At 68.4% G+C, this 13700-nt stretch carries 11 protein-coding genes; 3 read left to right on the top strand and 8 right to left on the bottom strand.

Going from position 1 to position 13700, the window contains the following annotated elements; translation table 11 throughout:
- Window positions 1-89 precede the first annotated feature (89 nt).
- Window positions 90-1601: a depupylase/deamidase Dop gene (gene dop, locus OG898_RS23500; protein WP_250740358.1), complete on the bottom strand. Its 1512-nt coding sequence runs from the start codon at window positions 1599-1601 to the stop codon at window positions 90-92.
- 251 nt (window positions 1602-1852) lie between these two features.
- A complete protein-coding gene (gene arc, locus OG898_RS23495) occupies window positions 1853-3619 on the bottom strand; it encodes a proteasome ATPase (RefSeq protein WP_250740357.1) in 1767 nt (588 codons plus the stop codon).
- A 264-nt stretch (window positions 3620-3883) separates the two neighbouring features.
- On the opposite strand from arc, the gene OG898_RS23490 reads away from it, so the two are divergent.
- The gene (locus OG898_RS23490) at window positions 3884-4216 is read left to right on the top strand and encodes a ferredoxin (protein ID WP_250740356.1); all 333 of its coding nucleotides are present in this window, start codon (window positions 3884-3886) and stop codon (window positions 4214-4216) included.
- A 4-nt stretch (window positions 4217-4220) separates the two neighbouring features.
- On the opposite strand, the gene OG898_RS23485 is transcribed toward OG898_RS23490, so the two are convergent.
- The 3 genes from OG898_RS23485 to OG898_RS23475 all read right to left on the bottom strand — a co-directional run bounded on the left by OG898_RS23485 (window position 4221) and on the right by OG898_RS23475 (window position 7222).
- Entirely contained in the window at window positions 4221-4847 is a 627-nt protein-coding gene (locus OG898_RS23485; RefSeq protein ID WP_266959053.1) for a hypothetical protein, read from the bottom strand.
- 263 nt (window positions 4848-5110) lie between these two features.
- Window positions 5111-6070 (bottom strand): tRNA (adenine-N1)-methyltransferase, encoded by a 960-nt coding sequence (locus tag OG898_RS23480; RefSeq protein ID WP_250740354.1) that lies wholly within the window; start codon window positions 6068-6070, stop codon window positions 5111-5113.
- Between the two features lie 18 nt (window positions 6071-6088).
- Window positions 6089-7222 carry a site-2 protease family protein gene (locus tag OG898_RS23475; protein WP_250740408.1) on the bottom strand — a complete coding sequence of 378 codons (1134 nt, stop codon included), beginning with the start codon at window positions 7220-7222 and terminating at the stop codon, window positions 6089-6091.
- Window positions 7223-7623: 401 nt separating this feature from the next.
- Between OG898_RS23475 and OG898_RS23470 the strand changes: the two genes are divergently transcribed.
- Window positions 7624-8406, top strand: a complete 783-nt coding sequence (locus OG898_RS23470) for a PD-(D/E)XK nuclease family protein (protein WP_250740407.1) — start codon at window positions 7624-7626, stop codon at window positions 8404-8406.
- A 78-nt stretch (window positions 8407-8484) separates the two neighbouring features.
- Complete coding sequence (locus tag OG898_RS23465; protein ID WP_250740353.1) at window positions 8485-9159, top strand: response regulator transcription factor; 675 nt, start codon at window positions 8485-8487, stop codon at window positions 9157-9159.
- 85 nt (window positions 9160-9244) lie between these two features.
- Here the strand turns inward: OG898_RS23465 and OG898_RS23460 are convergent, their stop codons facing one another.
- From OG898_RS23460 to OG898_RS23450, 3 genes are all read right to left on the bottom strand, one after another.
- On the bottom strand, window positions 9245-10825 hold the full coding sequence (locus tag OG898_RS23460) for an ABC transporter substrate-binding protein (RefSeq protein ID WP_250740352.1): 1581 nt from the start codon (window positions 10823-10825) through the stop codon (window positions 9245-9247).
- A gap of 79 nt (window positions 10826-10904) precedes the next feature.
- Window positions 10905-12509, bottom strand: coding sequence for an ABC transporter substrate-binding protein (locus tag OG898_RS23455; RefSeq protein WP_250740351.1), 1605 nt, complete (start codon window positions 12507-12509; stop codon window positions 10905-10907).
- Between the two features lie 482 nt (window positions 12510-12991).
- Window positions 12992-13693 (bottom strand): HAD family phosphatase, encoded by a 702-nt coding sequence (locus OG898_RS23450; RefSeq protein ID WP_250740350.1) that lies wholly within the window; start codon window positions 13691-13693, stop codon window positions 12992-12994.
- Window positions 13694-13700: the final 7 nt, after the last annotated feature.

Below are 13700 nucleotides of genomic sequence, written 5' to 3'. Positions count from 1 at the left end.
ATCCGTCCCGGTACTTTCATAACGTCCGGGTGTCTTCATGATTCCCGGGCCGGGGGCCTTTCAGCCCCCGCCCCGGGGACCGGAAAGGCTTACCGCCCCGAGAGCACCCGGACCAGGTCCTCCGCCGTACGACAGCGGTCCAGGAGCTCCTTCACGTGGGCACGGGTGCCCCGCAGGGGCTCCAGGGTCGGGACCCGCTGGAGGGAGTCGTGGCCCGGCAGATCGAAGATCACCGAGTCCCACGAGGCCGCCGCCACGTCGTCCGCGTACTGCTCCAGGCACCGCCCCCGGAAGTACGCCCGGGTGTCCTCCGGCGGCTTGCTCTGCGCCCGCTCCACCGCCGGCTCCTCCAGCAGCCGCTTCATCTTGCCGCGGGCCACCAGGCGGTTGTACAGCCCCTTCTCGGGCCGTACGTCCGCGTACTGGAGGTCCACCAGGTGCAGCCGGGCCGCGTCCCAGCCGAGGCCGTCCCGGCGCCGGTAGCCCTCGAGGATCTCCCGCTTCGCGATCCAGTCGAGCTCCCCCGACAGGCTCATCGGGTCGGTTTCGAGCCGGCCCAGCACGTCCTCCCAGCGGGCCAGCACATCCTTGGTCTGCTCGTCCGCGTCGGAGCCGAAACGCTCCTCCACGTACTTCCTGGCGAGCTCGTAGTACTCCATCTGAAGCTGTACGGCGGTCAGCGTCCGCCCGCTGCGCAGCGTGATGAGGTGCTGGAGGTCGGGGTCGTGGGAGACCTGGTGGAGGGTGCGTACGGGCTGGTCCACGGCGAGGTCGACGTTGATGTAGCCGTCTTCGATCATGGACAGGACGAGGGCGGTGGTGCCGAGCTTGAGGTAGGTGGAGATCTCGGAGAGGTTGGCGTCTCCGATGATCACGTGGAGCCGGCGGTACTTCTCGGCGTCGGAGTGCGGTTCGTCCCGGGTGTTGATGATGGGGCGCTTGAGGGTGGTCTCGAGGCCGACCTCGACTTCGAAGTAGTCGGCGCGCTGGCTGATCTGGAAGCCGTGTTCGCGGCCGTCCTGGCCGATGCCGACGCGGCCGGCGCCGGTGAAGACGAGGCGGGAGACGAAGAAGGGGGTGAGGTGGCGCACGATGTCCGAGAAGGGGGTTTCCCGCTTCATCAGGTAGTTCTCGTGCGTGCCGTAGGAGGCGCCCTTGTTGTCGGTGTTGTTCTTGTAGAGGTGGATGGGCTGGGCCCCGGGGAGCTGGGCGGCCCTGACGGCGGCCTCGGCCATGATCCGCTCGCCGGCCTTGTCCCAGAGGACGGCGTCGAGCGGGTTGGTGATCTCCGGGGAGCTGTATTCGGGGTGTGCGTGGTCGACGTAGAGGCGCGCGCCGTTGGTGAGGATGACGTTGGCGAGGCCGATGTCCTCGTCGGTGAGCTGGCTGTTGTCGGCGGCCTCGCGGGCGAGGTCGAAGCCGCGGGCGTCCCGCAGCGGGTTCTCTTCCTCGAAGTCCCAGCGGGCGCGTCGCGCCCGGTGCATCGCCGCCGCGTAGGCGTTGACGATCTGGGACGAGGTGAGCATGGCATTGGCGTTCGGGTGCCCCGGGACGGAGATCCCGTACTCCGTCTCGATCCCCATTACTCGCCGTACGGTCATGCGGCCCTCCTTGCCCGGCGGCGCTCCCGTTCGGGAGCGGCGCTCAAGTACCGCTGGTGCTCCGGTGCGTCGTGTGCGGTGCCCGTCCCCGCACTGCGCGACCTGCGGTATGGAAGAGCCTAGAACCACTCCGCGCTGGTGGGGAGATCATTTCAGTCATTGACTTTGCCCTGTCACCGGCTGAAAAGAGCGTTTGGTAAAGCAGTCGGCTGCGGGTGCCCTTGCCGGGCGCCCGCAGCCGGCCCGCTTTGTCAGAGGTACTGACCGGTGTTGGCCACCGTGTCGATGGAGCGTCCGGTGTCCGCGCCTTGCTTTCCGGTGACGAGGGTGCGGATGAATACGATCCGCTCGCCCTTCTTTCCGGAGATTCGGGCCCAGTCGTCGGGGTTGGTGGTGTTGGGCAGGTCTTCGTTCTCCTTGAACTCGTCCACGCAAGCCTGGAGGAGATGGGCGACGCGAAGGCCCTTCTGGTTGTGCTCGAGGAAGGCCTTGATGGCCATCTTCTTCGCACGGTCCACGATGTTCTGGATCATCGCGCCCGAGTTGAAGTCCTTGAAGTAGAGGACTTCCTTGTCGCCGTTGGCGTACGTGACCTCGAGGAAGCGGTTTTCCTCGGTTTCGGCGTACATCTGCTCGACGACGGTCTGGATCATGCTGTGGACGGTTTCGGCCGTGGAGCCCTGGTGCTCGCCGAGGTCGTCGGTGTGCAGGGGCAGGGTGGCCTTGAGGTACTTCGCGAAGATGTCCTTGGCGGCCTCGGCGCCGGGGCGCTCGATCTTGATCTTCACGTCGAGCCGGCCGGGGCGCAGGATGGCCGGGTCGATCATGTCCTCGCGGTTGGAGGCGCCGATGACGATGACGTTCTCCAGGCCTTCCACGCCGTCGATCTCGGCGAGCAGCTGGGGGACGATGGTGTTCTCCACGTCCGAGCTGACTCCGGATCCGCGGGTGCGGAAGAGGGATTCCATCTCGTCGAAGAAGACGATGACGGGGGTGCCCTCGCTCGCCTTCTCCCTCGCACGCTGGAAGACGAGGCGGATGTGCCGCTCGGTCTCGCCGACGTACTTGTTGAGGAGTTCGGGGCCCTTGATGTTCAGGAAGTAGGACTTCCCGGTGGGCTGGCCGGTGACTTCGGCGACCTTCTTGGCAAGGGAGTTGGCCACGGCCTTGGCGATGAGCGTCTTGCCACAGCCGGGGGGGCCGTAGAGCAGGATGCCCTTGGGGGGCCGCAGTTCGTGTTCCTTGAAGAGGTCGGGGTAGAGGTAGGGGAGCTCGACGGCGTCGCGGATCAGTTCGATCTGGTCGCCCAGGCCGCCGATCTTGTCGTAGTCGATGTCCGGGACCTCTTCGAGGACGAGGTCTTCGACCTCGCTCTTGGGGACGATCTCGTAGACGTAGCCGGAGCGGGGTTCGAGCAGCAGGGAGTCGCCGGGGCGGATGGTGACGTCCAGGAGCGGCTCGGCGAGCCTCACCACCCTTTCCTCGTCGGTGTGCCCGACCACCAGGGCGCGCTCGCCGTCCTCGAGGATTTCCTTGAGGGTGACGATGTCCCCGGCCCGTTCGAACTCCATGGCCTCGACCACGTTGAGGGCCTCGTTGAGCATGACCTCCTGGCCGCGCCGGAGGTCTTCCGGTTCGACGCTGGGGCTCACGTTCACTCGGAGCTTTCGGCCGCCGGTGAAGATGTCGACGGTTCCGTCTTCGTTCGACTGCAGGAAGACTCCGAAGCCGGCCGGCGGCTGTGCGAGCCGGTCGACTTCTTCCTTGAGGGCCACGATCTGGTCGCGGGCCTCGCGCAGGGTGTTCGCCAGCCGCTCGTTCTGTGCGGAGACGCCTGCCAGGTTTGTCTGGAGCTCGACGATCCGCTCTTCGAGAATCCTCGTGTGTCGCGGAGAGTCGGCGAGCTTACGTCGCAGGACGGCGATTTCCTGCTCGAGATAGGCAACCTGGCCGGCGGGGTCCTCAGACCCTCGCCCGGGCCGGATGCCGCGGTTGATGTCGTCGTCGTGGGCTGCCACGGTCCTCACCTCCTCCAAGGGGAGCTGGACGCTTTCTGACCCTACCTGGGCTGGTGGTGATTGAAACCCCTAGATCACAAAGACGGTAGGGGTGTGTCCGATCTTCACCCTTGCGTACTCCCTCCCGTCAAGGAAATACCCACCCTTCAACATCGGAAAGCAGCCGGTTGTAAGGTCGAACTGTTCAACACCCGTCAGAGCTCGTGCGACTTGCTGCGCGTTGTGACCGGGATGGATCACTCGGAGCAGGGAACGGCAGGAGATATGACCGTGCAGCAGGAGGCAGCCACCGGGCAGGACGCGGGTGCCGCCGGCGTGGCCGGAGAGCCGCTCGAGGTCTGGATCGACCAGGACCTCTGCACTGGCGACGGCATCTGTGTGCAGTACGCACCGGAGGTGTTCGAGCTGGACATCGATGGTCTGGCGTACGTGAAGAGCCCTGCCGACGAGTTGCTCGTGGAGGCGGGGGCGACCACTCCGGTTCCGCTGGTGCTGCTGCAGGACGTGGTGGATTCCGCGAAGGAATGTCCCGGGGATTGCATCCACGTAAGGCGGGTTTCGGACAGGGTCGAAGTTTTCGGTCCAGACGCGGAGTGACGGTTCAAACACCTGTGGGGGTCGAGTCCGTAAGCTCCTGGCGGAATTTTCCGCCAGTCCAGCGCCACTTGGCGAGCTGCTTGGTGTCGGGGCTGTAGCGGGGCACTTCGGGCGAGGAGTACCCGAGGAGGCTCGCGGTGACCAGGCCCTCGCGGACGGTGAGATCGGTCGCGGTCTGCTTGCGGCCGGCTTCGAGGAGTGTGGCGACGACGCGGGGCTTCGCGGCTTTCGCCGGGTCCTGGGCGAGGACGTAGATCGCGTGCGGCGGGGTGCCCGAGCCTGCGTCGCAGCGGACGGCCGCCACGGTTTCGGGGCGGCCGTCGCCGTCGAGGTCGCCTTCCGCGGTGGCCGTGACGGCTTGCGGGGCGCCCTTGCAGTCCAGTGGGTACGTGACGGCGTGCGCGTCGGGAGCGGCCGCGGTGGCGGCCTGTTGGCCTTGGTCCGGGCCGGCCTGTCCCGTGGGGCGTACCGGGTCCGCGGAGGCTCCGGTGGCGGGGGCGGGTTGCAGGAGTCCGGCGGCGGCTATGACGGCGGCCAGGGCCGAGGCGGTGGCCAGCCAGTGGACGGGCCGGGCCCGGTGGTGCGCCGGGGTGGGGGTGCTCGGCGCCGGCTCGGCGGGGCTGTGCGGCACGCGGGGTGTCTCCTGTGCGAAGGGTGACGGGGAGCCAGCATCGTGCCACACCTCACATCGGGGTGGAACGGGTGGGTCCGGACCGGTCGGGCCGCTCGCGCGGGGCCGGCCCGTAGGGCAACGAAAAGACGCCGTGCCGCAGTTCCCGGATGGTTCGGGGGAACTGCGGCACGGCGTCTTCGTGTTGTCGGTGCGGGTCGCCCTGCCGGGTGGCCGGGCGGTCCTGGGGCCCTCGGTTCCCCGGGCCCTCAGCGGCTAGCGGCTCAGGCGGTGTCGCCGCTGTCGGCGGTGGTTCCGGCCGGGGCCGTGGCGGCCGTCTCCGCGGTCCTGGCGGCGGACTGGCTGCCGGGGCCGTCGTAGTCCTCGCCGTAGGCGCCCTTGGAGGGGCGGCGGCGGCGCATGGGCGGCTCGACGCCGTCGGCGAGGCGCCGGGCGGTGACGAGGAAGCCGGTGTGGCCGATCATGCGGTGGTCCGGGCGGACGGCCAGGCCCTCGACGTGCCAGTTGCGGATCATCGATTCCCAGGGCTGCGGTTCGGCGTAGCAGCCGAACTCGCGGATGGATTCGACGGTCCGGGAGAGCTGGGTGGTGGTGGCCACGTAGCAGCAGAGGATGCCGCCGGGGACCAGCGCCTTGGAGACGGCCTCCAGGCACTCCCAGGGGGCGAGCATGTCGAGGATCACGCGGTCGACGTCCGTGTCGGACAGGTTGTCCTGGAGGTCGCCCACGGTCAGCTGCCACGCGGGGTGCGGGCCGCCGAAGTAGCGCTCGACGTTGGCGGTGGCGATCTCGGCGAAGTCCGGGCGGCGCTCGTAGCTGTGGAGCATGCCCTGGTCGCCGATGGCGCGCAGCAGGAAGCTGCTCAGGGAGCCGGAGCCGACGCCTGCTTCCACGACGCGGGCGCCGGGGAAGATGTCGGCGAAGGCCAGGATCTGGCCTGCGTCCTTGGGGTAGACCACGGCGGCACCGCGGGGCATGGACAGGACATAGTCGGGGAGCAGGGGTCGCAGCGCGAGGTAGGCGACGTTGCCCGTGGTACGGACAACGCTTCCCTCGGGGGAGCCGATCAGCTCGTCGTGCGGGAAGGAACCCTTGTGGGTGTGGAAATTCTTCCCGGCTTCGAGCGTGAACGTGTAGTGGCGGCCCTTGGGGTCGGTGAGCTGTACCTGGTCCCCGACCTCGAAGGGCCCGCGTCGGCGGGCGGCACCGGTCGGTTCGGACATGTGACCAGTGTATTGGCTTCAGGACTGGGGCCGCGCCATGGCCTTCACGAAGGCCTTTTCCACGTCGAGGGTGGAGAGGACGCCGTAGATGGCTCCGTCGGGCTGGAGGACGAGGTATTCGGTGGCGGGGGTGGTGCGGAGGTGGTCGAGGAGTTCTTCGCCGGTGAGGTCCGCTGAAACCTTCATGCCGTCGGTGAGGTCTTGGGCGAGGGTGCCGGCGGCGACCCAGGGGCGGCGGTGTTCGGGGACGGAGGCGATGGCGCTCTCGCGGACGATGCCGGTGGGGTCTCCGAGTCCGTCGACGATGACGAGGGCGCGGGCGCCGGCTTCGTTGGCGCGGCGGAGGGCTTCGGAGAGGGGGGTGGCGTTTTCCACGGGGATGGCGCGGCGGGTGAGTTTGCGGGCGTGGAGTTCCGGGAGGTGTTCGCGGAGGCGGGCGACGCGGAGGCTGTTGCCGGCGCCGGTCCAGATGATGGCGGCGAGGATGGCGGCGAGGAGGGCGTCCATGACGGTGTCCATGCCGCCGATGTCGTCGGTGGGGTTGCCGAGGGTCCCGGTGTAGTTCAGGAGGGGCAGGCCGAGGAGGACGGCTACGGCGAGGGCGCGGCCGGCCCAGGCGGCGGCGATGGTGCCGGTCATGGGTTTGCCGGTGATGCCCCAGATGACGGCGCGGAGCATGCGGCCGCCGTCGAGGGGGAGGCCGGGGAGGAGGTTGAAGGCGGCGACGAGGAGGTTGGAGATCATGAGGCCGGCGAGGAGGACGCCGGGGACGCTGGCGGGTTCGACGGATTTCATGCCGAGGTAGAAGGCGCCGGCGAGGAGGAGGGAGAGGAGGGGGCCGACGAAGGCGAGGACGAATTCGCGGCCGGGGGTTTCGGATTCCTTCTCGATCTCGGAGACGCCGCCGAAGAACTGGAGCTGGATGCGGCGTACGGGGAGTTTGAAGCGGAGGGCGGCGATGGTGTGGGCGAGTTCGTGGACGAGGACCGAGGCGTAGAAGGCGACGGCGAAGAAGAGGGCCACGAGGTAGCGCAGGATGCCGAGGTCGGGCAGGATCCGGTCGAGCTGGTCGCCGAAGACCCAGGTGATGAGGGCGGCGACGAGGAACCAGCTGGGCGAGACGTAGACGGGCACGCCGAAGGGGCGGCCCATGAGGAGTCCGCCGCCCGGTCCTGAGCGCCGGCCCGCGCGCTCGCCGGTTTCGTCGGTGTCTGCCACGGTTGTCCTTCGTTCGCTGCTGTCCGGTGCGGTGGTGCGCCGGTGGTTCTGGTGTCTTTTTCCCGTGGTGTCGGGGTGCGCCGTTGCGCGGTGTGATGCTCCGATCATGCAGTGCGAGGGGGGTCGGCGTCGATGGTATGCGCGTGCTGTCGGTGGCGGGTCGTAGGGTTTTGTCTATGACGACGAGCCCCGGCAGCGGTCCGGACGATGCAGTGACCAGTTCCGTGCCCGGTTCGGTGCCCGATTGCGTACCCGGTCCCGTACCCGCTTCGGTGCCCGCGCAGGCGGTGGCCGTGGCGCCTTCTTCGCTGTCGCCTTCGCGGGCGAGCGATTTCATGCGGTGTCCGCTGTTGTACCGGTTCCGTGTGATCGACAAGTTGCCGGAGAAGCCGAGTGCGGCGGCGACGCGGGGGACGTTGGTGCACGCGGTGCTGGAGCGGCTTTTCGATCATCCGGCGGCGGAGCGGACGGCGCCGCGGGCGAAGGCGTTGATTCCGGGGCAGTGGGACCGGCTGGTGGAGTCGAAGCCGGAGTTGCTGGAGCTGTTCCCGGGGGGTGACGAGGGGGCGGGGCTGGCGCGCTGGCTGACGGAGGCCGAGGCGTTGGTGGACCGGTGGTTCACGTTGGAGGACCCGACGCGGCTGGAGCCGGTGGAGCGGGAGTTCTTCGTGGAGACGGAGCTGGAGTCGGGGCTTCGGCTGCGCGGGATCATCGACCGGGTGGACGTGGCGCCGACGGGTGAGGTGCGGATCGTCGATTACAAGACGGGGAAGGCGCCGCGGCCGGAGTATGCCGAGGGTGCGCTGTTCCAGATGAAGTTCTACGCGCTGGTGGTGTGGCGGTTGAAGCGGGTGGTGCCGCGGCGGCTGCAGCTGGTGTATCTGGGCAGTGGGGACGTGATCACGTACGACCCGGTGATCGAGGATCTGGAGCGGATGGAGCGCAAGCTGCTGGCGCTGTGGGAGGCGATCCGGGAGGCGACGGAGACGGGTGACTGGCGGCCGCGGCAGTCGAAGCTGTGCGGCTGGTGTGATCATCAGGCGGTGTGTCCGGAGTTCGGTGGTACTCCCCCGGTGTATCCGCTGGCGCTGCCGTCCGCCGGGCGGGGCGAATCCTGATCTTGGTGGCAGGGCAGAATGGGCGGGGTTCCCCGTTGTCGGGGTCCGACCGATTCCGATGAACGCGAGGTAGACCCCGTGGCGATCCGCGTACTGCTGGTCGACGATCAGCCGCTGCTGCGCACCGGTTTCCGGATGATCCTGGAGGCCGAGGAGGACTTGGCGGTGGTCGGCGAGGCCGGGGACGGTCTGCAGGCGCTGGACCAGGTGCGGGCGTTGCAGCCCGATGTGGTGCTGATGGACATCCGGATGCCGCGGATGGACGGGGTGGAGGCGACGCGGCAGATCACGGGTCCGGGGCGGGACGGTCCGGCGAAGGTGCTGGTGCTGACGACGTTCGATCTGGACGAGTACGTGGTGGAGGCGCTGCGGGCGGGGGCCAGTGGGTTCTTGCTGAAGGATGCGCCGGCGGCGGAGCTGGTGCAGGCGATCCGGGTGGTGGCGGGTGGCGAGGCGATGCTGGCGCCGAGCATCACGCGGCGGTTGCTGGACAAGTACGCGGGGCATCTGCCGTCGGGTGAGGACAGCGTTCCGGACATGATCGCTTCGTTGACGGAGCGTGAGGTCGAGGTGTTGAAGCTGGTGGCCCGGGGGCTGTCGAATGCGGAGATCGCGGCGGATCTGTTCGTGAGCGAGACGACGGTGAAGACGCATGTGGGTCATGTGCTGACGAAGCTGGGTCTGCGTGACCGGGTGCAGGCGGCGGTGTATGCGTACGAGAGCGGTCTGGTGCGTCCGGGGGCCGGTCAGTAGGCGGCTCGGGTCGCTGCTCGGCAGGTACGGGTACGGGCCCGCTTCCGCTGGTGCGGAGGCGGGCCCGTCGTCGTGCCGGGGGTGCTCAGCCCTTGCTGATCTCCCAGAAGCGGAAGACGGTGGAGGCGTCGAGGGACCACTGCAGGCCGGTCACGTTCTGGCGGGTGACGGCGTACTGCTTGCTCTGCCAGAGCGGGAGGAGCGGGACCTCGTCGGCGACGATGTCCTGGAGGCGGGCGTAGTCGCCGCTGGCGGAGGAGCGGTCGGACTTGGCGGAGGTCGACGGGATGATGGTCCCGGTGATCTCCTTGTTGTCGTAGTTGTTCTTCAGGACGTTGTCGGGGCCGAAGAAGGGCTGCGTGAAGTTGTCGGCGTCGGGGTAGTCGGGGACCCAGCCCTTGACGTAGACGCCGTACTTGCCGTCCTGGATGTCCTTCTCGTACTGCTCGAACTCGACTGATTTGACGTCGGCTTCGAAGAGGCCGCTGTCGTTGAGCTGCTTGGCGATGAGCTGGAATTCCTGGTCGGTCGAGGGGCCGTAGCGGGTGGGCGTCGAGTACAGGGTGATCTTGACCTTGTCCTTGATGCCGGCTGCGCGGAGGGTGGCCTTGGCCTTCTCGGGCTGGGGGGTGCCGCCGTAGCGGTCGAAGAAGGCGGTGGTGTGGGAGGCGATGCCGGCCGGGACGATGGAGTAGAGCGGGGTGGCGGTGCCGTCGTAGACCTCGCGGACGAGGGCTTCGCGGTCGACGAGGTAGGCGATGGCCTTGCGGACGGGCAGCTTTCCGGCGACGGGGTCGGCCGTGTTGAAGACGAGGTGTTCGACTTCGGCGCCGGCTCCCTGGACGACTTCGACCTTCTGGTCGCCGGTCTGGGTGGCGAGGCCTGCGATGTCCTTGGCGGCGAGGCCGCGGAAGGCGAAGTCGACGTCTCCGCTTTCGAGGACCTTCTTGAGGGCGGCCTGGTCCTCGTTGAAGAACTTCATGGTGACGCCGCTGTTCTTCGGCTTGGCCTTGCCGCTGTAGCTGTCGTTGACGGAGAAGGCGGCGCTCTTGTCGTTGATGGAGTCCAGTTTGTAGACGCCGGAGCCGAAGGCCTTGCCGTCGGTGCGGAGTTTGTCCGCGGGGTACTGGGTGTGGTCGACGATGGAGCCGGCGCCGGATGCGATCTTGCTGGGGAAGGTCGCGTCGGGGGCCTTGAGGTGGAAGACGACGGTCTTGTCGTCGGGGGTGTCGATGGTGCCGATCGACGCGAGCATGACGGCGGGGCCGTTCTCGTCGTTGATCTTGAGGGTGCGCTCGAAGGAGTACTTGACGTCCTTGGAGGTGAGGGCGTTGCCGTTGCTGAACTTCAGGCCGCCGCGCAGGGTGCAGACGAAGGTCTTGCTCTCGCCGCCCTCGAAGGCGCAGGACTGTGCGGCGTCGGGTTCGGGGTTGGTGCCGCCCTTGGGGAAGCTGAGCAGGGACTGGAAGACGTTGTTGAAGAGCAGCCAGGAGCCGGGGTCGTAGCCCGAGGCGGGGTCGGTGGCCTTCACCTTGTCGGATATGCCCATGACGACGCCCTTGCCGCTGCCGGCGTTGGAGCCGTCCGTCGCACCGCAACCGCTCAGCAGCGCGGCGGCGGTGGCCGCTCCGAGGGGGGCTGCCAACCACTGGTTCCGAGTCTTCACGCGAACATCCTTCTCAGTCTTACTGGCTCGTCTGGTTCTGGTGCCCGGGGTGGGGGCGCCGGGGCCTGGTGCCGGGGTGTCAGCCGCTGACGCCGCGGCCGAGTTCCCACAGCTGGAGGTCGGAGATGGCGTTGACCGACCACTCCACTCCGGTGATCCCGTCGCGTGCGGCGACGTACTGCTTGCCCTGCCACAGGGGCAGGACGGGTACGTCCTCGGCGACGATGTCCTGCATCTCCGCGATCGCGGGTCCGGCGACGCCCCGGTCGACGGCGCGGCGCGATTCGGGGATGAGCTTGGTGCGCACCGTGGTGTTGGCGTACGGGGTGCCGAGGAAGTTGTCCTGCTCCAGGAAGGGGGCGAGGAAGTTGTCGGCGTCGGGGTAGTCGGGGAACCAGCCGAGCCCGTAGGCGGCGTAGTCGCCCTTCTTCTGGGCGGGCCGGAAGGCGGCCCAGTCGGCGCCCTGGACGGTGATGTCGAAGAGCTGGGTGGAGTTCAGCTGGGTCTTGAGTGCTTCGAACTCGGCCGCGGTGCCGTCGCCGTAGTGGTCGTTGGTGTAGTTGAGGGTCAGCTTGACCGGGGTCTTGATCCCGGCGGCCTTCAGCAGGTCGGCGGCCTTGGCGGTGTTGGCTTCGCCGTACTTGTTGAAGAAGGAGTTGACGTGGCCGCTCACGGTGGTGGGGACCAGTGAGTACAGGGGCTGCGCGGATTTGCCGTAGACCTTGGTGATGAGGGCGTTGCGGTCGACGGCTGCGGCGAGGGCCTGGCGTACGGCCTTGTCCTTGACTCCGGGGGCGTCGGTGTTGAAGCCGATGTAGCGGATCTCCAGGCCGGGCATGGGGACGAGCTTGATGCCCTTGGGGGGCTTGGCGGAGAGTTCGGTGATCTGGGCGGGCGACAGGGTGCGCGAGACCATGTGGACGGCGCCGCGTTCCAGGGCCTTGCCCATGGCGTCGGAGTCGTCGAAGGTGCGCAGTTCGGCCTTGTCGTTCTGGAGCTTCAGATCGCCCTTGTAGTGCGGGTTCTTGGTGAAGACGGCGCGGACGAGGCGGTTGTCCTTGACTTCGGCCTTCATCGTGTAGGGGCCGGAGCCGTCGACGGTGAAGCCGGTGCGGAGCTTCTTGGCGTCGTATTTCTTGGCGCTGACGATGCCCGCGGCGGGGGTGGAGAGCTTCTGCGGGAAGGTGGCGTCGGCGGTCTTGAGGTGGAAGACGACGGTGTCGGTGCCCTTGGTCTCGACGGTGTCGACGGTGGAGAGCAGCGAGGAGGGGCCGTTCTCGTCCTTGATGGCGAGGACGCGTTCGATGGAGAACTTGACGTCCTGCGCGGTGAGGGGGGTGCCGTCGGCGAAGGTGAGGCCGGGGCGCAGGACGCAGCGGTAGCTCTCGTTGCCGGTGTCGGTGAAGCGGCATTCGTGTGCGGCTTCGGGGACGGGCTGGCCGCCGCCTCGCGGGGTGTGCATCAGCGTCTGGACGGTCTGGCGGAGGATGTTCCAGGTGCCGGCGTCGTAGGCGTAGGCGGGGTCGAGCGGGGCGGGGGCGTAGTCGGCTGCCTCGAACCGGTCGGTGGTGCCGACGACGATCGTTCCGGATCCTGCTCCTGCGCCGCTGGTGCTGCCGCAGGCGGTCAGCGCGGGGGTGAGCAGTCCGGCGGCTGCCGTCAGCGCCATGGTCTTGCGGTTCATGCTGGAAGTACTCCCTCGACCCGGCACTTGTTCAAAGCTGGCGTGGAGGGCATCGCGGCGGTCGCCCGTTCTGGGCGGAACGATCGGGCCGGTGGTGTGACGATCGGTCCACGCGGTTCCGGATACAGGGGTGTGTGTCCGGGACGGCTGAGGTGCGGCGCAGTGCCCGTATCGACATTAGTGGCCTGTGGAGGGGTGGCTTGAACCGTGTGGCGCGGGGGTGTTGTCGCTGTGTTGCGGGAGTTGACCGGGGGGTGTGCGCGGGGTGGTGCGCAGATTCGGTCAGGTGCTGATCAATGGGGACACAAGGGGTGGTGCGGGAGGGCGCGCAGTGGTGCGAAGGGGTCTTTGCGGGTGACAAAGGTCACCCGGGACAACTCCCCCGGTAGGGATGGAATTTCGGCCTCCGGGGAAGTGCGCGGGAGATCCGCCCGTGGGACCTTGGTCCTGGGGTCGGATCTCCCGGTACGGAGCGTGCGCGGTCAGTTCAGCGGAGTGATGAGGGAGCGCAGGAAGGGCAGGTCGACGTCTTCGAGGGAGCCGACGATGGTGCGGCCCGGGGCGGGTGCGATCCGGCCCACGGAGGGGATGGCGACGACCCTGCATCCGGCGGCTTCGGCGGCGGCGACGCCGGTGGCGGTGTCCTCGATGACGGCGCAGCGGGAGGGGTGGGCGCCGAGGGTGTGGGCGGCGAGGAGGTAGGGGTCGGGGTGCGGCTTGGTGCGCGTGACCTCGTCGCCGGCGACGGTCATGGTGAAGCGGTCGCGGCCGAGGGTGAGCAGGACCTGGTCGATGACGCGCCGGTGGGAGGCGGAGACCAGGGCGGTGGGGACGTTGTGCCGGGCCAGTTCGCTCAGGAGGCGTTCGGCGCCGGGCATGAGGGGGACGCGGTCGGCGATGCGGGCTTCGAAGCGCTCGTTGAGCAGGACGGTGAGTTCGGCGAGGCCGATGTCGGCGCCGGTGGATTCGATGAGGAAGCCGGCGCTGCGGGTCATGGGGCCGCCGACGACGACGTCGCGCCAGGATTCGTCGAGGCGGTGGCCGAGTTCGCCGAAGACGCCGACCTCGATCTCCCACCAGAAGCCCTCGGTGTCGACGAGGGTGCCGTCCATGTCGAGCAGCACCGCCTGCAGGGCGTGTCCGTCGGCCGTACGGGCGACGGGGGCGGGGACTGTGCTCGTCATGCGCGCA

This window comes from Streptomyces sp. NBC_00193 (assembly GCF_026342735.1).
GTDB classification, from domain to species: domain Bacteria; phylum Actinomycetota; class Actinomycetes; order Streptomycetales; family Streptomycetaceae; genus Streptomyces; species Streptomyces stoeckheimensis.
This window is presented reverse-complemented; position numbering and strand designations above follow the sequence as displayed.